This window comes from Cupriavidus sp. 05L411 (assembly GCF_056398045.1).
In genome coordinates, this window is record NZ_JBFTOQ010000015.1 from 93,773 (window position 1) to 113,762 (window position 19,990).

A 19,990-nucleotide genomic window follows, 5' to 3' on the forward strand; every position below is an offset into this window, starting at 1 on the left:
GGCACGCATGATAGCAAGGGCCGATGCGGCCCGCTCCCATGCGCTAGCGAGCCGATGGCAGCTCGCCCCAGGCCACCAGGATTCGCTGGATGCTGCGCGCGTAAGCGTCGCGCTGGCCCGGCGATTCGGAGTGGTAGGCGCCAATGGCGCGCCAGGTGTTGCCATGCCTCACCATCTTTTGCTTTAGCAGCCACGCGGCGACATAGACGTTGACGCACGCGTCGGTCAGCGCGCGGCTCGGCACGCCGTGGCGTGCCAGGTCGTTGAAATGCACCGAGTTGATCTGCAACTGCCCAACGTCGATCGACCCGTTCGCATTGCGGTTCACCGCGGCGGGATCGCCCTTCGACTCGAACCACGCGATGGCACGCAGCACCGAGGGGTTGACGCCTTGGTAGGTGCCCGCCTGCTCGAAGCAATCCTGCGCGCGGGCCGCACCATGAAACAGCAGCAGAGGCAGCGAAATCGCCAGCAAGCTGCCCGCGAGCGTGCCGGCATGCCCGCGGCGCTGGCGCAGGCCGGCTGCCTTCGTATGGGCGTTAGCGGACACGATTGATGCCCTCGCTTGCCAGACGTTGGCGATGGTCTTCAGCCAGCCCGGGCGGCGGCGACTGCTGCAGGGCCAGGTCGAGCTGACGTCCGATCGTGTCCAGGTACGCACGCGAGGTGTCCGAAACCACCAGCCGCACCACCGGCGCGAGGCTCTTGCGTTCCGGCGCGGGCGGCGCTTTGGTCCGGGCCCTGGCGGTGTGGCCCACGCGCGGCGCGCTGAGCTCGTCACTGCCACTCGTGGGCGGCAACATGGCCAGGGTCGGCAGCGGTGGATAGACCTTGTCCGCCGCCGGTGCGGCTGCCGGCAAGGTAGGACGGACATCGGCGCCAGGCGCGGTGGCAAGGGCCGGCATGGCCAGCGCCAGGCAGGCGGCAAACAGGATGAGGCGGTGCATCGGCTGCGGCTCCTTGTTGCGGTGTGATTGCGGTGCTATTGCGGCGTTATTGCGATTGCGCCGTCTTGATGGTGACGCTGTACGGCTGACTCGCGCCGGCCGTCAGGTTCTCGAGGTGAACGGCGGTGGTGCGCTGTGCCGGTACGCCTTTCCAGATCGCCTGGTTGAGGTAGGGCAGGTCCTGGCCGAGCGCGGTGACCACGATGGTCGCCGGCTGCTTCTGCCGGGCCGCCAGCGCGCCGGCCTTGGCAAGCACGGCCGCGAGTTGCGCATCACGCGCGCCAAGCGCATCCGGCGGGATCACGAAGCTCGCAATCGTGCTCTGCGGCGCTGGCGCGTCCGACGTCGCAGAGGCAGGCAGTTGGGCACAGCCCGCCAGCGCCAGCAGCGCCGCCGCCCCGGCCAGCGGCATCGCCAGGCGCTTTGCCCACGCGCCCAGCAGCCGAGAGTGAGCGACGGCCCGGCGCGTCCGTTCGCGGGGCACTTTGTCTGCGATATTGCACATGGAATGGCTTCCCTAGGCGTTTGATGCGGGCCATTTACGCATTGGGCCGATCGGGCGAAAAGGCGCAATTAAGAGGAGAAATTGCTTCTGTTTGCGGATTGACAGTGCCTCCCACCGGGCAGCCGTAGCGCGCGCAAGCGCGGCTACGCGCCGGGCATGGCACTTTTTGGGAAGGCACGTGCTCGACAAGCCGCGCGGCGCAAGACCGGAATGCTCCACGCGCCATACCGCGAGCGCCGCCGGAAATCGCCGGCGGCGGTTCCGCCGCTGCCCAAATCCTGCCGAGGCGCGCGCAGCTGTATCAACGGCACAACGCGCGCAGCGCCATGATTGCGCTCAAGGACCCTGCACCGCGCCCTGGCTTGCCGGCCGCACCAGTAGCAGGCTTGCCACAGCCAGGAGCACGCAACCGACCCCGGCCACCTGGGCCACGCTGACCCGCTCGCCCAGCAACACCGCCGCCAGGACGACCGCCGACACTGGCGCAAGCGCGGTAAACAGCGCTGCCTCGCTGCCGCTCGTGCGCGCCGAACCCGCGTACCACAGCAGGAATCCGCCGACCGTCGGCACGATTGCGTAGTAGATCACCGCAGCCACCGCCTGCGTGGAAAACGCCAAAGTCCACGGCGCCTCGAACACAGCAAACAGCGCGGATGCGACCAGCCCGATGCCGCACATGAGCGCCGATAGCGCGAGTGGCGCAATCGCCTGGTCCAGCCGCCGGTTGAGCAGGATGAACAGCCCCTCGCACACTACGGCTCCCAGGACGAGCGCGTTGCCGAGCAAGGAATGCCCGCTGCCGGCGCCGGAAGGAAAGGCAACCATGACAATCCCTGCCGTGGCCAGCCCGATCGCGAGCATGAGGAAACGATGGGGACGCTCGCCAAGCAGCAGGATCGCGATCACCGCCGACACGATTGGCAGCGTACCAATGATGACGCCCGCATCCGCGGCCGAGGTCAGCCGCAGACCGGAGATCAGGAGCGTCGTATAGCCCACGCTGCCCGCCGCGGCCTGCACCACCAGCGTGATCCGGTCACGCCCGCGTGGCCTTGGCCACGACGCGCCGGTCAGCCGCAACGCGCCCAGCAAGCAAGGCAAGGCCATCGCGAACCGCAGCGCGGTGGCCGTGAACGGCGGCAGGCCGGACGCAATGACTTTGCTTGCAATCACGGTGCTGCCAACCAGCACCATCGCAAGGGTCAGATAGAAATACCCCAGATAGCTTCCCCGCTTGCCCGGCATGCGCAGCCCCCGCCATGGAAAAGCAGCAGGCTAGCCGGGCCGGCGCATCAGGTCTTGAATGAAATTGCAGATCAGCTCACCACGGCCGCATAGGCGCGCGGCGACACGCCGTACTGGCGCACGAACATCCGCGTCATGTGGCTCTGGTCGGCAAAGCCGCTGGCGGCGGCCGCATCGGCCAGGGCCTTGCCCTGCGCAATCAGCGCGCGAGCCAGATGGATGCGTCGCTGCAAGAGGTACGCGTGCGGCGTCAGCCCGGTTGCCTTGGAGAACGCGCGCAGCAGCTGGAACCGGCTCAGCCCGGCAACCTCGGCGAGTTCGGCCAGCGAGACGGCTGCGGCCGGATCATCGTCGATCCGGCTGCGCGCCCGAGCGATCGCCCCCGCCTGTGCCCCCGCCTGCGCGCCTGCGCTACGCGCAAGGCCGGGCTCCGCCACCCGCGCCAGCAGGGCGAGCAGCATCGCCTCGCGCTGCAGATCCGAGCCAGCGCCGCCGCCGGCCGTAATGCGCAGATAGAGCTGCTGGAAGCTCGCCGCCACCGCGGCATCGCTGACGACCGGGCTAGGGAATTCGCACTGCCTCGTCCTGCCTTCGCTCAGGTCCAGGCTGGCCCGCGCGATGCATGCGGGATCGAAGTAAAGCATCCGCCACGACCGCCCGGCGTCGCCGATGGGCATGCCATCGTGCACCTCGCCCGGGTTGACCATGATCATGTCGCCCGGGCCCGCCTCGACCATGCCACGCCCGCTGTGCGACCTGTGCGCGCCCTGCCAGATCATGCCGATGCCAAATTGCTCGTGGGTATGCCGCGCAAAGGTGTGGCGCGTGCTCGCTTCGACCGCCTCCACGCCAGGCATCTCGCAGCGAAGGATCCTGAACTGTCCTGAGCGCATTCCGTGCTCCCTTTTGCGCGACGATATACTCACCCTCCCGCTTTGCGCTACCCCCGGTTCTGACATGGAACACATCCTCTTCCGGTCAGCAGTCTTGGCCGATCTTCCCGCCATCGTGGCATTGCTGGCGGACGATGCGCTTGGCAGCCAGCGAGAGATTGTCAGCACGCCCGTGGACGAACGGTACGTTACCGCCTTCCACGCCATCGCCGCGGACCCGAATCAGCGTCTCGTGGTAGCCGTGGATGGCGACACGGTCATCGGCACGCTGCAACTGTCGTTCATACCCGGCATCGCCCGCGGAGGTGCATGGCGGGGGCAGATCGAAGCGGTTCGCATCGCGGCGCCGTTTCGCAGCGCAGGGTTCGGCCAGCAGATGTTCGAATGGGCGATCGCGAAATGCAGGTCCCGCGGTTGCGCCATCGTGCAACTCACCACCGACAAGGGCCGTCCGGATGCGCACCGGTTCTACGAAAGGCTTGGCTTTGTTGCCAGCCACGAAGGCTACAAGCTGATCCTATAGGCCGGCCAAAGACGGGAGGCAAGGAAACGGGGAAGCTGGGGTGATGCCACTGACAGAAGTGCCCGCGCCAAAGCTAGGTGCAATTTAGCTACAGTGGGCGTTCAAGGTAGTGGAGGGAAGTGCCGCAATCCCTTGTCAGGATTGGTGCGCCCGGCTGGGATCGAACCAGCAACCCCTGCCTTCGGAGGGCAGTACTCTATCCATTGAGCTACGGGCGCACAGGGTATGACGGGGTACAACGCGGGCAGCGCGCGAGTGCCGCTGCCGGAAAGTCGCATAGCATACCGTGTTTGGCGAAAGACGTCCACGCCGGCCTGAAAAGTGCAGCCAGATGACGTCTCTTGCAAGCCGCTTTTGCCTCCATACGGTAGGTCTTTGAGGCTATAATCGCGAGTTATTTGTGTAAAAACGGGGCTGCGCAACGTCCACTTCAGGTCCGGGGATGATGGTGCCGCGCCCTGCTGGCTGGCCCGTTTCGGGGCAGTTGGCACCGGATAATAGTCCGATGCGCGCAATTGGCCAGGGGGAATTGGCCACCGAGCAAGCGGCCACATAAGCAGCCGATCGCGAGCGGCCACAGGTTTCCTGCAAAATTGAGAGTTGAGTATGAGCGACGTCCATCACGCACAAGACGAACACGAGTCTCCCATCAAGACCCCCAAGCAGCTGATCGCTGTGGTGATTGCCGCCTTCCTGGTGCCAATCATCGTGATCATCCTGCTAGTCAACTTTGTCGGACACGGTGCCAAGGAAGGCGCGGGTTCTACCGCTACCGTGGAAGCTGTCAATGACCGCATCAAGCCGGTCGCCTCGCTCGAACTGAAGGACCCGAACGCACCGCGCGTCTACAAGACGGGCGAGCAGGTCTATAAGGAAGTCTGCGCTGCCTGCCACGCCACCGGTGCTGCCGGCGCGCCCAAGTACAGCAACGCTGGTGACTGGGCTGCGCGTATCGGCCAGGGCTTTGACGGCCTGCTGAACTCCGTGCTGCATGGCAAGGGCGCCATGCAAGCCCGCGCCGGCACCACCGCCGACGACTACTCCGATTACGAACTCGGCCGCGCCGTGGTCTACATGGCCGACGCCGGCGGCGCCAAGTTCCCGGAACCGGCTGCGCCCGCCGCCGCTCCGGCTACGGCGGCTGCCTCGGACGCCGCGGCGCCTGCCGCAGCCGCTGCTCCGGCCGCTCCCGCAGCGGCACCTGCAGCCGCCGCACCGGCTGCTGCAGCTGCAGCTGCGCCGGCTTCCGCCGAAGTGGGCAAGAAGGTCTACGAACAAGTCTGCGCCGCCTGCCACGCAGCCGGTGTTGCCGGTGCGCCGAAGTTCGGCGACAAGGCAGCCTGGGCACCGCGCCTGAAGGAAGGCATGGACGCCGTGCACGCCTTCGCCCTGAAGGGCAAGGGCGTGATGCCGCCGAAGGGTGGCTACGCCGGCCCCGACGCCGACGTGATGGCCGCAGTGGACTACATGGCCAACGCTTCGAAGTAAGCGCAAGCAGCTCTCAACAAAAAAGCCCGCGGCATGCCGCGGGCTTTTTGCTTTCCGGTGTGACTCAAACCACGCGCGAGTAGCGCGTTGGCATCGGCAATGGCGTACCTGCATCAGCGCTCCGGATGGCAGCGGGCTCGGTGCGCCGGGCATCCTCGCGCAGGAAGCCGTCGAACACCATGGCAAGGCGGCGCACCAGCAAACGCCCCAGCGGTGTCACCTCGATGCGGCCTGGCTCACAGCGCACCAGCCCGTCTTCGGCCAGCCGCGCCAGCTCCGCCAGCTCGTGCGCGAAGTGCTCGGCAAAATCGATGCGGTGGCGCGCTTCGACCGCCGCCATATCCAACACGCCATTGCACATCAGCGCGCCAATCACATCGCGCCGCAAGTGATCTTCGTCACGCATGGCGAAGCCGCGCATCACCGGCAGCACGCCGGCGTCGAGGCCACTGTAGTAGTCATCCAGCGTGCGGGCGTTCTGCACGTAACGGCCCGCCACTGCCCCGATCGACGAAACGCCGAAGCCGAGCTGGTCATGGCCGGCGTGGGTGGAATAGCCCTGGAAGTTGCGCTGCAGCCGGCCCTCGCGCTGGGCCACGGCGAGCGCGTCGTCCGGCAGCGCGAAGTGGTCCATGCCGATGTAGACATAGCCCGCGGCGGTCAACTGCTCGATCGTGCCAACCAGGATGTCGAGTTTTTCAGCGGCTGCCGGCAGTGCGCGTTCGTCGATGCGCCGCTGCGGCTTGAACACGTGCGGCAGGTGCGCGTAGCTGTACACCGAGAGCCGGTCCGGGCGCATCGCCAGCACCTGCTCCACGGTGGCGGCAAAGCGCGCCGTGGTCTGGTGCGGCAGGCCGTAGATCAGGTCCATGCTGACCGAGCGGAAACCCAGCCGGCGCGCGGCGTCGACGACAGCCTGCGTCTCGGCCAGCGATTGCACGCGGTGGATGGCGCGCTGGACCTCGGCGTCGAAATCCTGCACGCCCAGGCTGATGCGGTTGAAGCCAAGTTCCGCCAGCAGCGCCATCTGTGCGTCGCCGATGCGGCGCGGGTCGATCTCGATCGAGTGCTCGCCCTCGGGCAGCAGGTGGAAGTGCTGGTGCAGCGCGTCCATGACCCGGCGCATCTCGGCGGGATCGAGGAAGGTCGGCGTGCCGCCGCCCCAGTGCGACTGCACTACCTCTCGCCGCGTGCCGAGCTGCTGCGCCACCAGCGCCATCTCGCGCGCCAGGTAGTCCACGTAGCGCGCGCTGCGGCGGTGGTCCTTGGTGATGATCTTGTTGCAGCCGCAGTAGTAGCAGATGTTCTCGCAGAACGGCACGTGCACGTACAGCGAGAGCGGCGCGGCGGCGCTAGCAGCGCAATCGGCCAGCGCCTGCTGGTAGTCCTGCGCGCCGAAGCCGCCGTGGAAGCGGTCCGCCGTCGGGTACGAGGTGTAGCGCGGGCCGTTGATATCCATGCGGCCCGCCAGCGCGCGAAAGTCCGACAAGGCATGCCGGTCCGGCGCTGCCGCGCCCCGTCCCGCCGGCTTGCCGGTGCAGGCGGCGCCGCACTTGCCGGAGCAGGTGCGGGATTGGCTCGAGACGGCAACGGGGACGGGCATTGCGTTGGGAAACGGGGCGGGGGCAGTCGCAGCCATGGGGCGGCCTTTGTCGTGGATTCGATGACCCATCGTAGGGCGCGCCGCCCGCGCCTGCGTTGACCGGGGTCAAGCCGCGGCCCATGACATGCGGCGCGCCACGGCCGGGACATGCCAATGACATGCCCGGCGTCATGCCAGCGTCACCTGGGCCGGATAGGCTGCGCGGCGCTCTCCCCAATCATGCAATTGCTCTGCACCTGGCCTCGCGGATTCCCATGCACGCTTCTTCCCTGATCGCCAACCCCGCACGACCACCGCGCCGCCGGGTCCTGGCCGCGCTTGGCAGCGCCATGCTGGCGCCTGCCTCCTTGCTGGCGCAGGCGCCGCCGCGCCGCCCGCTGGTGATCGGCCACCTTGTGGACCGGGGCGGCGCCCAGGCCGACCTGGCGCGCGACTACCTGGCGGGGGCCAAAGTGATGTTCGATGCGGCCAACGCCGGCGCGCGCGAGCCGCGCGTGGTGCATGTGGTGCGCGAGGTCGACGCCGATCCGCGCGCGGCCACCGCGCAGGCGCTGTCGCTGGTTGACGGGGAGCGGGCTGAATTGCTGTTCGGCCCCAGCGATGCCCTGCTGCCGGTGCTGGCCGCCTCGCCCGAGCTGGCCCGGCGCGGCGTGCAGATCGTGGCGCCGTTGTCAGGCCTGTCGCTCGCGGCGGATCACGTCTGGTACACGCGGGCCGACTACCGCAGCGAGCTGGATGCGGCCATCCGGCAGTTGCGCAGCTATGGCCTCAAGCAACTGGTGCTGGCCGTGGCGCCGGACTTTGCGGCCGGCAGCCTGGCTAACGGCACGCCGTGGCGGCGCCAGGCCGAGCAGGAGCCGGGACTGCAGGCACTCACGCTGGATGCGGGCAAGGGCAGCGACGCCGGCGCAGTGGCGCAACGCATCGCCGCCGCGCGCCCGGCCGCGGTGATCGTGGCGGGCGATACGCTGGCCTATGGCAACCTCGGCCGCGCGCTGGCGGCGCGGGGCTGGTACGGCTTCCTGGTGGGCTTGTCGGCGGTCAATTCGCTGGCGGCACGCGAGATTCTTGGCGTCGGCTACACCGGCGGCATCGTGTTGACGCAGATCGCCCCCGGGCCGCAGGACCTGACCCTGCGCGTGGTCAAGGAGCACGTGGGCCGGATGAAGCAGTTCCTGGACGAGCCCGCCTCGCCGGCCACGCTGGCCGGCTATATCGGCGCGGCCTGGCTGGTGCGCACGGCGCTGGCCGCGCCGCGCGGGGCCAGCCCGGCGGACCTGCGGCGCGCGCTGCAGGCCCGCGTCGACGTGGGCGATTTCGTGCTGGATTTCACGCGCGGCTCGCGCGGCTCGCAGTATGTGCAGCTTGCGGCAATGGGTGGCGGCACGGCACGGTGAGCGGTAGCGTTGGCACCGGGCCGCCCGCGGCTCAGGCGCGCGGCAGCACGATGCGCACCCGCAGGCCGCCTTCCGCCCGGTTGACCAGGCTGAGCTCGCCGCCGTGGCGCGCGACGATATCCGCGGCGATCGACAGGCCCATGCCGACCCCGCCGGTGGCACGGTTGCGCGAGGATTCGAGCCGGTAGAACGGCTCCAGCACGCGTGCCATTTCCTCCGGCGGAATACCGGGGCCGTTGTCGCACACATCGATCACCACCCGCTCGGAGCTGTCCGCCAGTTCAATGCACGCGCTGCCGCCGTAGCGGTGCGCGTTCTCGACCAGGTTGACCACGGCCCGGCGCAGTTCGGCCGGATAGGCCAGCAGCGGCTCGGCGTCGCCTGACAAGGTGACGTCCTGGCCGACTTCCGTGGCATCGTCCACCACGGCCTGCAGCAAGGCATGCACGTCCACCCGCTGGCGCGGCGCGGCCGCGCCGTCGCGCTCGCGCAGGTAATACAGGGTGGCATCGATCAGACCGTTCATCTCCGCCAGGTCCTGGCGCAGGCGATAGCGGACCTGGTTGTCGTCGACGCCTTCGATGCGCAGGCTCATGCGGGTGAGCGGGGTGCGCAGGTCGTGGGACACGGCAGCCAGGAAGCGCGATTGCTGTGCCAGCTGGGTGCGGATGCGCTGCTGCATGTGGTTGAAGGCCTTGGCTGCGGCGCGGGCCTCGGCCGGGCCGCTGTCTTCGTCCAGCGGCGGGGCATGCACGTCCTGGGCCAGCCGGCCGGCGCTGCTGGCCAGGCGCTGGACCGGCCTGGCCAGCAATCGTGCGCCCACCCAGGACGCGGCCACAATGGCGGCGAGCTGGAACAGCTGGCCCAGGCGCGGCGGCCCAAGACCGCGGGTCCGGTGCGGGCGGCGTGGCGGCACTGGGGCCCCGGCTCCGCCTTGGCCGTTGTCCGCGCGCGCCTCGGCATCCGGCGGCGGCGGGAACTCGCCCCGCCGCCTCTCGTCCCCCGGGGGCGGCGGCGGCATCTCGTCGCCGGGGACGAAGGTGAACCCGGTATGCCCCGGGCGCGGGAACACGCTCTCGATGACCGTGACGCCGAGCAGGTGCACGGCCAGCATGATCGCGGCCATCACCAGGAACAGCCGGATGAACATGGAGTCGTGGCGGGCCACCCAGCCCGCGCGCTCAGGCTTCGACGGCACCGGTGAAGGCATAGCCCTCGCCTCGGACGGTACGGATCAGCGTCGGGTCGCGCGGATCGTCGCGCAGCTTCTGGCGCAGGCGCGAAACCAGCAGGTCGATGCTGCGATCGAAGACATCGAGATCGCGGCCGCGCGCCTGGTTGATCAGCAGCTCGCGATCCAGCACGCGGTTCGGGTGCTCGATAAACGCCAGCAGCAGCCGGAATTCCGCATTGGACAACGGCACCACGGTTTCCTCGCCATCCACCAGCTGGCGCAGCGTGGTGTTCAGGCGCCAGCTGCCGAAGCGCAGTTCATGGCCGCCCGCCGCCGCCGGGCGCTTCGCGCCGCCGCCCCGGGCACGGCGCAGCACGGTGTGGATGCGCGCCACCAGCTCGCGCATCTCGAAGGGCTTGGTGACATAGTCGTCGGCGCCCACCTCCAGCCCGACCACGCGGTCGGCCAGCTCGGTGCGCGCAGTGAGCATGATCACCGGCAGGTCGCTGCGCTCGCGGATCTCGCGGCACAGCGTCAGGCCGTTTTCGCCGCGTAAAGAGAGGTCGAGCACCACCAGGTCGTAGTCGCGCGTGGCCATGGCGGCGCGCATGGCGGCGCCGCCCTCGGCGCCGTCGGCTTCGATGCCAAAGGTGGATAGGTACTCGGCCAGCATGGAGCGGATCTGCGGATCGTCGTCGACGATCAGCAAATGAAGGGGCGAGGCGGGAGAATGGTCCATCGGGTTTCGTCGTGCTTTGCAGCGGTGCGCCGGCAGGCCGGTATTGCAGCGGATTGGTGGGGCGGATCAGGGCGGCCCCGGCAAGCCGCCGCCGCCAGGGATTCACTCTACCAGCCCGGCGCTGCGGCCTGATAGGCAGGGTGTGGCCGCTTTGTACCGGGCTTGATACAAAGCGGCCACACCCGGCGGCCCGCTTTGTACGGCATTGCTTCCGCGCGCTGACCAAGCGCTCAAGCAACAGCGGGCGGGCCTTTCTAATATGTCATGTCGTTATCCCGCCGCTTTTTTGCCTGCCAGTTCCCGACCGGCAGGCCACGGCAGCCCGGCGCCCCCGCTATGCTTGAAGCCATCGGCATCACGTCGGCAATCCCGGGCCTCTCCCCGCATGACCTCCATGGAGAATCCTTGTGACCCAGCCCCAAGCCTTGCTGCCCCGCATCCGCGCCATGCTGTCCCTTGCCGTGCTGTGCGGCGCGTGCGCCTTGACGCTGCCGGCGCACGCGCTGCAGACCAGCCCGCTGGCGATTGCCGGCCCCGGCCGGCCAGCGGCGCCCACATCGCTGCGCGAAGCGCTGGCGCTCACGCCTGCCCAGGCCGCCCTGTGGCAAGCCGCCCTGGATGCGGCGCGGGAAGCGCATGCGCTCGCGCTGGAACTGCAGGCGCGCTTTATCCGCGAAGGTGGCGGCCCCGGTCAGCCGGAGGGTCCCGGGTCGTCGCTGCGCGCCCGCGCGGAGCGGGAAGACCGCCTGCACGATGCGCTCGACAAGGATCGCCGCGCTGTGCGCGATCGCTGGATCACATTTGAAGAAAGCCTGGATGCTGGCCAGCGCGAGCGCCTGCGCGACATGCCCGAGGGCCGCTTGGCGGGTCCGCCGTGGGGCACATTCGGCCCCGGCCCCCACCCCTTCCCCGGCGCCATGGCAGGCCCGATGCCCGGCCGCGGACCAGCGCCCATGCCCTGCGCCTTTGGCGCGAACGGCCCATTGCGCGTACCCGGCGCTGCGGGGCCTCACCAGCAAGGAGCGCCAGATGCCCGGTAAGCCCCTCGACCATACAGGCCCGATAGCAGCAAACGGCGGCCGCCGCCGCTTCCTCGGCGGCGTACTGGGAGGATCGCTCGGCGCCGGGTGGATCGGGCTGGCGGGCGACGCCGCCGCGCAGCCTGCCGCCTGCCTGCTCACGCCGGCCCTGACCGAGGGCCCGTTCTATCTCGACCAGGCGCTGGTGCGCAGCGATATCCGCGATGGCCGGCCGGGCCAGTTGCTGCGGCTCAGGCTGCTCGTGGTGGACACCGACCGCGGCTGCACGCCCGTAGCCGGCGCGCTAGCCAGCATCTGGCATTGCGATGCCGGCGGCAGCTACAGCGGCTACGACCAGGGCAGCATCCTGCCGCCGCCTGCGGGCGGCCCAGGCCCGGGGCAAGAACAAGGACCGGGCCCGGACGGCGGCGGCATGCACGCCGTGCCCGCCAGCCCCACCCGCTTCCTGCGCGGCGTGCAGCCCACCGGCGCCGATGGTGCCGCGCAGTTCCTGACGATCTACCCGGGCTGGTACGCGCCGCGCGCGGTGCATATCCACTTGAAGATCCATCTCGGCAAGACCGAGGTACTGACCAGCCAGCTGTTCTTTGACGATGCGCTCAGCCGCGAGGTGCACCTCCAGCATGCCGCGTATCGCGCGCGGGGCGCTTCGCCAGTGCAAAACGCGCAGGACGGCATTGCCGGCACGCGCCCCAACCTGCTGCGGGTACGCCGCCTGCGGAACGCGGCCGGCACATTGGAAGGCGAGTTCACCCTGGGCATCGCGCGCGCCTGACGGCCACGGGATCTGGCGGATTCCCTAAAAAAACGCCCCCGGACCCAAGTGCGGAGGCGCTGAACAGGGAAGAAGTCGGGCGTGCCGCCCGGCCACGCCGCTCCGAAGGGACGGAACGGCGCGGCGCCTGGTCCATACGTCGGGCCAGGCACCGGCGATGTTAGACAGACATCGGGCGAGGGTCATGTCCCGCTTGTAGGCTAATGTATCGACTTTGTACGATTGGCAGCGGGATGGGGCACGGAACGCCCGCCGGCGCCGGTCACGCGGAGGTCTTGCCTGGCGTGCCGGGCGTTCCCAGCAAGGCCTTGAGCCCGGCCAGGCGGTCCTTGGGGCTCATGGCGGGCGTTTCGTCCTTGATCGCGGGGGCCTCTTCGAGCTTCATCTCGCCGATAAAGCGCGACGGCTCGCAAGAGTAGGTATCGCGGGCGCGCTTGCGCTTCTTGCACCAGCTCAGGTGCAGGCTGCGCTGCGCACGCGTGATGCCGACATACATCAGGCGGCGCTCCTCCTCGATCTTCTCGTCGCTCATGTCTTCGTCTTCGCGGCAGTGGGGCAGGATGCCCTCTTCCACCCCGACCAGGAATACGTGCGGGTACTCCAGCCCCTTGGAGGCGTGCAGCGTTGATAGGCGCACCGCGTCGGGATCTTCCTCGCGGCCTTCGAGCATGCTCATCAGCGCCACCGTCTGGGTCAGCTCCAGCAGGTTTTTGCCCTCGTCGCCAAAGCCATCGGCGCTGTCGAAGCCGGTGGCCTCCTCGCCCTCGCCCGTGGCCTCGGGCTTGGTGCCCTTGCGCTTGAGCCAGTCGAGGAACTCCAGCGTGTTGGTCCAGCGCGACTGGGCCTGGCGCTCGTCGAAGGTGTCGTACAGGTAGGCCTCGTAGTGAATGCCTTCCATCATGTCGTCGAGCACCTGGGTGGCGGGATCGCTGGCCGCGCGCCCGGCCAGGCGCACCATGGCCTCGCAGAACACCCGCAGCGGCTCCAGCTGGCGCGGCTGGAGCTTGCCTTCGATGCCGCCCATCATGGCCGCCTCGAACAACGACACCTTGGCCTGGCCGGCGAAAGTGCCAAGCACTTCCAGCGTGGTGTTGCCCACGCCGCGCTTGGGTGTGGTGATGGCGCGGATGAAGGCGGGATCGTCGTCCGGGTTGGCGATCAGGCGCAGGTAGGCGCAGATGTCCTTGATCTCGGCCTTGTCAAAGAAGCTCTGCCCGCCCGAGAGCACATAGGGAATGCGCTCGCGGCGCAGGATCTGCTCGAACAGCCGCGCCTGGTGGTTGCCGCGATACAGGATGGCGTAGTCGCGGAACTGCGCGCGGCGCTCGAACTTGTGGGCCGACAGGCGGAATACGACCGACTCCGCCTCGTGCTCCTCATCGTTCATCGGGTTGACGGCAATGGGGTCGCCCATGCCGTGCTCGCTCCACAGCTTCTTGTCGAACAGCTTGGGATTGTTGGAGATGACCGCGTTGGCGGCCTCCAGGATGCGCACGGTGGAGCGGTAGTTCTGCTCCAGCTTGACTACTTTCAGGTCGGGGAAATCGGTCTGCAGCAGCTTGAGGTTGTCCAGCGTGGCGCCGCGCCAGCCATAGATGGCCTGGTCGTCGTCGCCCACCGCGGTGAAGGCCGGCGCGCGCAGGTGCGAGCCGCCGGCGAGCTGCTTGAGCAGCTGGTACTGGCAGGCGTTGGTGTCCTGGTACTCGTCCACCAGGAAGTAGCGCAGCCGGTTCTGCCAGCGCAGGCGCACCTCTTCGTTGCGCGCGAACAGCTCCGCCGGCAGGCGGATCAGGTCGTCGAAGTCCACTGCCTGGTAGGCATGCAGCGTAGCCACGTAGTTGCGGTAGATCAGCGCCGCCTGGTGATCGTCGGGGTTGTCGGCCTGGGCGATGGCGGTCTCGGGATCGACCATGCCGTTCTTCCACAGCGAGATGGTGCTCTGCACGCTGCGGATCAGCTTCTTGTCGGTGGAGGCGAGCTGCTCCTGCACCATGCCAAAGCAATCGTCCGAGTCCATGATGGAAAAGCGCGGCTTCAGGCCCACATGCTCGGCCTCGGCGCGCAGGATCTGCACGCCCAGCGAGTGGAAGGTGCTCACCGTGATCTGCTTGATGGGGATGCGCTTGCCCTCGCGCGTGGTCTTGCCTTCCATCAGCTTGGCGATCCGCTCCTGCATCTCCTTGGCGGCCTTGTTGGTGAAGGTCACCGCGGCGATGTGCTTGGGCTGGAAGCCCTTGTCCTCGATCAGGTGCGCGATTTTCTGCGTGATCACCCGGGTCTTGCCCGAGCCGGCGCCGGCGAGCACCAGGCAGGGGCCGTCGAGGTAGCGAACGGCTTCGGATTGGGCAGGGTTGAGTCCGTGGGTCATGCGAGGGCTGGTGGTGGTGCTGGGTGGCGGGATGGCCGGCAAGGCGGGCGCGGGCTTTTACGCATGGCAAAGGCAGCACATGCATTGGCGCGGCCAAGGCCACGGGTGAAGCCTGCGGCACAGCAAAAGCCATCGGAGCCGCAGATGTTAACACGCCGGCCATCCGGCCCGCGGCTGCGCCCGGGCTGGCGCGCGAGCGCGTTGACAAGCCCCCGAGGCTGGCTGTAGAGTCGCGCCATCCGACCGGGAGAGCGCGCAGATCTTGCGCCGCCGAAGGGGTATCACCCGAAAACTCTCAGGCACCATGGACTGGTTGGATCGGCTTGCAACATGCACACGATGCACGCCGTACTCTGGAGAGCGGCACCCGCCACTGATCGATTCCGTCGACAGCCTTGGTGAGCGTGCCCACCGAAGGGGCGCGCAAGGTTTGGGTTTCCGGCAATTCAATTGGGATCCCGCCTTGTAATCTCTCAGGTATCGAGGACAGAGGGGTCATCCGCCGCAGCGGATCTGGCAGCGCTATGGCGCGCCGAATCCTGCGGCGGATGGCCCTTTTTCGTTTTCGAACCGAGATTTGCCTTCCCCCGAGGATTCCATGACGCTCCAGGCCACGCCCCTCAACGCTATCCACCGCGCCCTCGGCGCCCGCATGGTCGACTTCGGCGGCTGGGACATGCCGGTCAACTACGGCTCCCAGATCGAGGAACACCATGCCGTGCGCAGCGATGCCGGCATGTTCGACGTCTCCCACATGTGCGTGGTCGATCTCAATGGCGAGCATGTGCGTGCCTTCCTGCGCGGCCTGCTGGCCAACAACGTGGACAAGCTGCAAACGCCGGGCAAGGCGCTGTACTCCTGCATGCTGGATGAGAAGGGTGGTGTCATCGACGACCTGATCGTCTACTTCTTCGCCGAGGACCACTTCCGCCTGGTGGTGAACGCTGGCACCGCCAACAACGATATCGAATGGATCGCCGCACGCAACGCCGCCACCAATAGCGGCGTGCGCATCACGCCGCGCCGCCACGACAATGCGCCCGACGGCGTGGACCCGCTGGCCATCGTTGCGGTGCAGGGCCCGAATGCCCGCGCCAAGGTGTGGAGCGCCTTCCCCTCGACGCAACCCAGCGAAGCCCTGAAGCCGTTCAACGCCATCGTGGTGCAGGATCCCGCCCTTGGCGAAGTCATGGTGGCACGCACCGGCTATACCGGCGAAGACGGGTTCGAGCTGGTGGTGCCAGCCGAGAACGTGGCCGGCCTGTGGGAAAAGCTGATCGCCGAGGGCGTGCGCCCGGCGGGCCTGGGCGCGCGCGACACGCTGCGCCTGGAGGCCGGCATGAACTTGTACGGCCAGGACATGGATATCCACACCTCGCCGCTCAACGCCGGCCTGGCCTGGACCGTGGACCTGCAAAGCGAACGCGACTTCACCGGCAAGGCGGCCCTGGTCGCCGGCGGCAAGACCCAGCAGTTCGTCGGGCTGATCCTGCGCCCGGCCAACGGAAAAGCGGGCGGCGTGCTGCGCGCCCACCAGAAGGTCATCACCCCTGCTGGCGAAGGTGAGATCACCAGTGGCACCTTCAGCCCATCGTTGTCCCAATCCATCGCTTTTGCCCGCCTGCCGCTCGACGTTGCGCTCGGCGCCGAGGTGCAGGTCGAGATCCGCGACCGCAAACTCGCCGCGACTGTGGTTAAACTGCCGTTTGTGCGCAATGGCAAGGCACTCGTGAGCTGAACGCTCGCACCGGTCACAGCGCGCCCGCCGGCGGTTACCCCGTCGAACATCGACATCCCCCGGCGGGCGCTGAATAACAAATTGAATCTGGAGCAATCCCATGAATTTCCCCGCCGACCTGAAATACACCGAGTCCCATGAGTGGGTGCGCGTCGAAGCCGACGGCACGCTGACCATCGGTATCACCGACCACGCGCAGGACGCGCTGGGCGACATCGTCTTCCTGGAACTGCCGGAAGTGGGCAAGTCGGTCGGCGCCGGCGACGCGCTGGCCGTGGTGGAGTCGGTCAAGGCCGCGTCCGATATCTACGCTCCGGTGGCAGGCGAAGTGATCGCCATCAACGACGCCGCCGCCGCCTCGCCGGAAAGCGTCAATGCCGACGCCTTCGACGCCTGGCTGTTCAAGCTCAAGCCGGCCAACAGCGACGACGTGAACGGCCTGATGTCGGCCGACGCCTATAAGGCCAACGTCGGCGCCTGATGCCAGATCGTCATTCCCGCGCCACGGGAATGACGGATAAAGACTGCCGCGACGCGGACCGGGCCGACCACCCGCCGCACCGCTCTCACGAGATTCTTGCCATGAACGCCCCCCTGCCCATGACTGCCGCCCAAGTTGCCCGGCCCACGCTGGCCGAACTGGAGGCGCGCGACGCCTTCGCCTCCCGCCATATCGGCCCCGACGCCGCCGAACAACAGCACATGCTCAAGGTGCTGGGCTATGACAACCGCGCCGCGCTGATCGACGCCGTCATCCCCGCCGCCATCCGCCGCCGCGACGGCATGCCGCTGGGCGAGTTCACCGCGCCGCTGACCGAAGAAGCCGCGCTGGCCAAGCTGCGTGGGCTGGCCAGCAAGAACCGCGTGCTCAAGAGCTTTATCGGCCAGGGCTACTACAACACGCTGACCCCGGGCGTGGTGCTGCGCAATATCTTCGAGAACCCGGCCTGGTACACCGCCTACACGCCCTACCAGCCCGAGATCTCCCAGGGCCGCCTGGAAGCCATGCTGAACTTCCAGCAGATGGTGACCGACCTGACCGGCCTGGACATCGCCAATGCGTCGATGCTGGATGAAGGCACGGCGGCTGCCGAAGCCATGACGCTGCTGCAGCGCGTCAACAAGCACGCCTCCACCACCTTCTATGTCGCGGATGACGTGCTGCCGCAAACGCTGGAAGTGGTACGCACCCGCGCGCTGCCGCTGGGCATCGAAGTCAAGGTCGGCCCCGCTGCCGAAGCGGCCGGCGCCCATGCCTTCGGCGTGCTGCTGCAGTACCCCGGCGTGAACGGCGATGTGGCCGACTACCGCGCCATCGCCGACGCGGTGCACGCCGCCGGTGGCCTGGTGGTGGCTGCCGCCGACCTGCTGGCGCTGACCCTGATCGCCGCGCCCGGAGAGTGGGGCGCCGACGTGGCAGTGGGCAACTCGCAACGCTTTGGCGTGCCGCTCGGCTTCGGCGGCCCGCACGCCGGCTACATGGCGGTCAAGGATGCCTTCAAGCGCTCCATGCCCGGCCGCCTGGTGGGCGTGACCATCGACGCGCAAGGCAACAAGGCATACCGCCTGGCCCTGCAAACGCGCGAGCAGCATATCCGCCGCGAGAAAGCGACGTCGAACATCTGCACGGCACAGGTGCTGCTGGCCGTGATGGCCTCGATGTACGCCGTGTACCACGGCCCGCAAGGCCTCAAGCGCATCGCCCAGCGCGTGCACCGCCTGACGGCCACGCTGGCCGGCGGCCTGGAACAACTGGGCTACGCGCGCACCAACGCCACCTTCTTCGATACGCTGACGCTGGAAACCGGCTTCAACACCGAAGCCCTCCACGCCTCGGCCACCGCGCGCGGCATCAACCTGCGCCACGCCGGCGCCACCCGCATCGGCATCTCGCTGGACGAGACCGCCTCGCGCGAGGACGTCGTCGCCCTGCTGGAAATCTTCGCCCACGGCAAGCCGGTGCCCAGCTTCGATGCACTCGAAGCCGCCGCGCAAGACGTGTTCCCGGCCGGCCTGGCGCGCCAGAGCGCCTACCTGACGCACCCGGTGTTCAACACGCACCACGCCGAGCACGAAATGCTGCGCTACCTGCGCATGCTGGCCGACAAGGACCTGGCGCTGGACCGCACCATGATCCCGCTGGGCTCGTGCACCATGAAGCTCAACGCCACCAGCGAGATGATCCCGGTGACGTGGCCCGAATTCAGCAAGATCCACCCGTTCGCGCCGCTGGACCAGACGGTCGGCTACCGCGAGATGATCGACCAGCTCGAAGCCATGCTGTGCGCCGCCACCGGCTACGCCGCGGTGAGCCTGCAGCCCAATGCCGGCTCGCAAGGCGAGTACGCCGGCCTGCTGATCATCCATGCGTACCACGCCAGCCGTGGCGAAAGCCACCGCGACATCTGCCTGATCCCGTCCTCCGCGCACGGCACCAACCCGGCGTCGGCACAGATGGCCGGCATGAAGGTGGTGGTGGTGGCCTGTGACGAGAACGGCAACGTCGACCTGGAAGACCTGGCGAAGAAGGCCGAGCAGCACAGCAAGAACCTCGCCGCGATCATGATCACCTACCCGTCCACGCACGGCGTATTCGAGCAGGGCGTGCAGCAGATCTGCGACATCGTGCACAAGCATGGTGGCCAGGTCTACGTGGACGGCGCCAACATGAACGCCATGGTCGGCACCGCCGCGCCGGGCCAGTTCGGTGGCGACGTGTCCCACCTGAACCTGCACAAGACCTTCTGCATCCCCCACGGCGGTGGCGGCCCGGGCGTTGGCCCGGTGGCGGTCGGCGCGCATCTGGCTGACTTCCTGCCCAACCAGGACAGCGTGGGCTATCGCCGCGACGACCAGGGCATCGGCGGCGTGTCCGCCGCGCCGTTCGGCTCGGCCAGCATCCTGCCGATCTCGTGGATGTACATCGCCATGATGGGCTCGGCCGGCCTGACCGCCGCCACCGAGAACGCCATCCTGGCCGCCAACTACGTGGCGCGCCGCCTGTCGCCGCACTTCCCCGTGCTTTACGCCGGCCAGCACGGCCTGGTGGCGCACGAGTGCATCCTGGACGTGCGCGCGCTGCAAAAAACCACCGGCATCTCCAACGAGGACGTGGCCAAGCGCCTGATGGACTACGGCTTCCACGCGCCCACCATGAGCTTCCCGGTACCGGGCACGCTGATGATCGAGCCGACCGAGAGCGAGGCCCTGCATGAGCTGGACCGCTTTATCGACGCGATGATCGCCATCCGCGCCGAGATCGCCCGCGTGGAAGACGGCACCTTCGACCGCGAGGACAACCCGCTGAAGAATGCGCCGCACACCGCCGCGGTGATCACCGCCGACGTGTGGGAACACAAGTACACGCGCCAGGAAGCCGCCTACCCGGTGGCCGCGCTGCGCACGCAGAAGTACTGGCCGCCCGTTGGCCGTGCGGACAACGTGTACGGCGACCGCAACCTGTTCTGCGCCTGCGTGCCGATGAGCGAGTACGCGCAAGAGTAAGCTGGCATGAGGCCGGGGCCGCCGCGCGTCGCGGCGGCCCCGGCGCAGCGC

17 protein-coding genes, 1 tRNA gene and 2 riboswitches are annotated in these 19,990 nt (G+C 68.2%); of the genes, 8 read left to right on the forward strand and 10 right to left on the reverse strand.

Annotated elements, in window-relative coordinates; translation table 11 throughout:
* Positions 1-43 precede the first annotated feature (43 nt).
* The 5 genes from AC1DQR_RS19395 to AC1DQR_RS19415 form a co-directional block, all read right to left on the reverse strand.
* Positions 44-475, reverse strand: a complete 432-nt coding sequence (locus tag AC1DQR_RS19395; RefSeq protein ID WP_416050404.1) for a lytic transglycosylase domain-containing protein — start codon at positions 473-475, stop codon at positions 44-46.
* Between the two features lie 64 nt (positions 476-539).
* On the reverse strand, positions 540-947 hold the full coding sequence (locus AC1DQR_RS19400; RefSeq protein ID WP_477133570.1) for a hypothetical protein: 408 nt from the start codon (positions 945-947) through the stop codon (positions 540-542).
* Between the two features lie 46 nt (positions 948-993).
* Positions 994-1,359, reverse strand: a complete 366-nt coding sequence (locus AC1DQR_RS19405; RefSeq protein WP_416050405.1) for a hypothetical protein — start codon at positions 1,357-1,359, stop codon at positions 994-996.
* A 429-nt stretch (positions 1,360-1,788) separates the two neighbouring features.
* Positions 1,789-2,697, reverse strand: a complete 909-nt coding sequence (locus AC1DQR_RS19410) for a DMT family transporter (RefSeq protein WP_416049944.1) — start codon at positions 2,695-2,697, stop codon at positions 1,789-1,791.
* A gap of 71 nt (positions 2,698-2,768) precedes the next feature.
* The gene (locus AC1DQR_RS19415) at positions 2,769-3,590 is read right to left on the reverse strand and encodes an AraC family transcriptional regulator (protein WP_416049945.1); all 822 of its coding nucleotides are present in this window, start codon (positions 3,588-3,590) and stop codon (positions 2,769-2,771) included.
* Between the two features lie 64 nt (positions 3,591-3,654).
* On the opposite strand from AC1DQR_RS19415, the gene AC1DQR_RS19420 reads away from it, so the two are divergent.
* Positions 3,655-4,113, forward strand: a complete 459-nt coding sequence (locus AC1DQR_RS19420; protein ID WP_416049946.1) for a GNAT family N-acetyltransferase — start codon at positions 3,655-3,657, stop codon at positions 4,111-4,113.
* 142 nt (positions 4,114-4,255) lie between these two features.
* Here AC1DQR_RS19420 and AC1DQR_RS19425 read toward each other — a convergent pair.
* A tRNA-Arg gene (locus AC1DQR_RS19425) sits at positions 4,256-4,331 on the reverse strand.
* A 388-nt stretch (positions 4,332-4,719) separates the two neighbouring features.
* Here AC1DQR_RS19425 and AC1DQR_RS19430 point away from each other — a divergent pair.
* Positions 4,720-5,601 carry a c-type cytochrome gene (locus AC1DQR_RS19430; protein ID WP_416049947.1) on the forward strand — a complete coding sequence of 294 codons (882 nt, stop codon included), beginning with the start codon at positions 4,720-4,722 and terminating at the stop codon, positions 5,599-5,601.
* Between the two features lie 64 nt (positions 5,602-5,665).
* Here AC1DQR_RS19430 and hemN read toward each other — a convergent pair whose 3' ends face one another.
* A complete protein-coding gene (hemN, locus tag AC1DQR_RS19435) occupies positions 5,666-7,060 on the reverse strand; it encodes an oxygen-independent coproporphyrinogen III oxidase (RefSeq protein WP_416050406.1) in 1,395 nt (464 codons plus the stop codon).
* A 398-nt stretch (positions 7,061-7,458) separates the two neighbouring features.
* Between hemN and AC1DQR_RS19440 the strand changes: the two genes are divergently transcribed.
* The gene (locus AC1DQR_RS19440) at positions 7,459-8,601 is read left to right on the forward strand and encodes an ABC transporter substrate-binding protein (protein WP_416049948.1); all 1,143 of its coding nucleotides are present in this window, start codon (positions 7,459-7,461) and stop codon (positions 8,599-8,601) included.
* Positions 8,602-8,632: 31 nt separating this feature from the next.
* On the opposite strand, the gene AC1DQR_RS19445 is transcribed toward AC1DQR_RS19440, so the two are convergent.
* Positions 8,633-9,811, reverse strand: coding sequence for an ATP-binding protein (locus AC1DQR_RS19445; protein WP_477133571.1), 1,179 nt, complete (start codon positions 9,809-9,811; stop codon positions 8,633-8,635).
* Entirely contained in the window at positions 9,783-10,514 is a 732-nt protein-coding gene (locus AC1DQR_RS19450) for a response regulator (RefSeq protein ID WP_477133572.1), read from the reverse strand. The genes AC1DQR_RS19445 and AC1DQR_RS19450 overlap by 29 nt, the downstream gene beginning before the upstream one ends.
* Positions 10,515-10,921: 407 nt before the next feature.
* Between AC1DQR_RS19450 and AC1DQR_RS19455 the strand changes: the two genes are divergently transcribed.
* Complete coding sequence (locus AC1DQR_RS19455; RefSeq protein WP_477133573.1) at positions 10,922-11,554, forward strand: hypothetical protein; 633 nt, start codon at positions 10,922-10,924, stop codon at positions 11,552-11,554.
* The gene (locus AC1DQR_RS19460; RefSeq protein ID WP_416049952.1) at positions 11,544-12,329 is read left to right on the forward strand and encodes a peptidase associated/transthyretin-like domain-containing protein; all 786 of its coding nucleotides are present in this window, start codon (positions 11,544-11,546) and stop codon (positions 12,327-12,329) included. The genes AC1DQR_RS19455 and AC1DQR_RS19460 overlap by 11 nt, the downstream gene beginning before the upstream one ends.
* A gap of 262 nt (positions 12,330-12,591) precedes the next feature.
* Here AC1DQR_RS19460 and AC1DQR_RS19465 read toward each other — a convergent pair whose 3' ends face one another.
* On the reverse strand, positions 12,592-14,697 hold the full coding sequence (locus tag AC1DQR_RS19465; protein ID WP_477133574.1) for a UvrD-helicase domain-containing protein: 2,106 nt from the start codon (positions 14,695-14,697) through the stop codon (positions 12,592-12,594).
* A gap of 234 nt (positions 14,698-14,931) precedes the next feature.
* Positions 14,932-15,019: riboswitch (glycine riboswitch) on the forward strand.
* A gap of 21 nt (positions 15,020-15,040) precedes the next feature.
* A riboswitch (glycine riboswitch) is annotated at positions 15,041-15,197 on the forward strand.
* 98 nt (positions 15,198-15,295) lie between these two features.
* Here AC1DQR_RS19465 and gcvT point away from each other — a divergent pair.
* The 3 genes from gcvT (at position 15,296) to gcvP (ending at position 19,939) form a co-directional block, all read left to right on the forward strand.
* The gene (gene gcvT / locus AC1DQR_RS19470) at positions 15,296-16,435 is read left to right on the forward strand and encodes a glycine cleavage system aminomethyltransferase GcvT (RefSeq protein WP_477133575.1); all 1,140 of its coding nucleotides are present in this window, start codon (positions 15,296-15,298) and stop codon (positions 16,433-16,435) included.
* A 100-nt stretch (positions 16,436-16,535) separates the two neighbouring features.
* Positions 16,536-16,916 (forward strand): glycine cleavage system protein GcvH, encoded by a 381-nt coding sequence (gene gcvH, locus AC1DQR_RS19475; RefSeq protein ID WP_150987481.1) that lies wholly within the window; start codon positions 16,536-16,538, stop codon positions 16,914-16,916.
* Positions 16,917-17,017: 101 nt separating this feature from the next.
* Positions 17,018-19,939: an aminomethyl-transferring glycine dehydrogenase gene (gcvP, locus tag AC1DQR_RS19480; protein WP_477133576.1), complete on the forward strand. Its 2,922-nt coding sequence runs from the start codon at positions 17,018-17,020 to the stop codon at positions 19,937-19,939.
* Positions 19,940-19,990 lie beyond the last annotated feature (51 nt).

Coding starts and splice junctions, on each gene's coding strand:
- AC1DQR_RS19415 (WP_416049945.1), bottom strand. CDS start 3,590: ATGCGCTCAGGACAGTTCAGGATCCTTCGCTGCGAGATGCCTGGCGTG.
- AC1DQR_RS19410 (WP_416049944.1), bottom strand. CDS start 2,697: ATGCCGGGCAAGCGGGGAAGCTATCTGGGGTATTTCTATCTGACCCTT.
- AC1DQR_RS19430 (WP_416049947.1), top strand. CDS start 4,720: ATGAGCGACGTCCATCACGCACAAGACGAACACGAGTCTCCCATCAAG.
- AC1DQR_RS19450 (WP_477133572.1), bottom strand. CDS start 10,514: ATGGACCATTCTCCCGCCTCGCCCCTTCATTTGCTGATCGTCGACGAC.
- hemN (WP_416050406.1), bottom strand. CDS start 7,060: ATGGATATCAACGGCCCGCGCTACACCTCGTACCCGACGGCGGACCGC.
- AC1DQR_RS19440 (WP_416049948.1), top strand. CDS start 7,459: ATGCACGCTTCTTCCCTGATCGCCAACCCCGCACGACCACCGCGCCGC.
- AC1DQR_RS19405 (WP_416050405.1), bottom strand. CDS start 1,359: ATGCCGCTGGCCGGGGCGGCGGCGCTGCTGGCGCTGGCGGGCTGTGCC.
- AC1DQR_RS19465 (WP_477133574.1), bottom strand. CDS start 14,697: ATGACCCACGGACTCAACCCTGCCCAATCCGAAGCCGTTCGCTACCTC.
- AC1DQR_RS19400 (WP_477133570.1), bottom strand. CDS start 947: ATGCACCGCCTCATCCTGTTTGCCGCCTGCCTGGCGCTGGCCATGCCG.
- AC1DQR_RS19460 (WP_416049952.1), top strand. CDS start 11,544: ATGCCCGGTAAGCCCCTCGACCATACAGGCCCGATAGCAGCAAACGGC.
- gcvT (WP_477133575.1), top strand. CDS start 15,296: ATGACGCTCCAGGCCACGCCCCTCAACGCTATCCACCGCGCCCTCGGC.
- AC1DQR_RS19420 (WP_416049946.1), top strand. CDS start 3,655: ATGGAACACATCCTCTTCCGGTCAGCAGTCTTGGCCGATCTTCCCGCC.
- gcvH (WP_150987481.1), top strand. CDS start 16,536: ATGAATTTCCCCGCCGACCTGAAATACACCGAGTCCCATGAGTGGGTG.
- gcvP (WP_477133576.1), top strand. CDS start 17,018: ATGAACGCCCCCCTGCCCATGACTGCCGCCCAAGTTGCCCGGCCCACG.
- AC1DQR_RS19445 (WP_477133571.1), bottom strand. CDS start 9,811: ATGCCTTCACCGGTGCCGTCGAAGCCTGAGCGCGCGGGCTGGGTGGCC.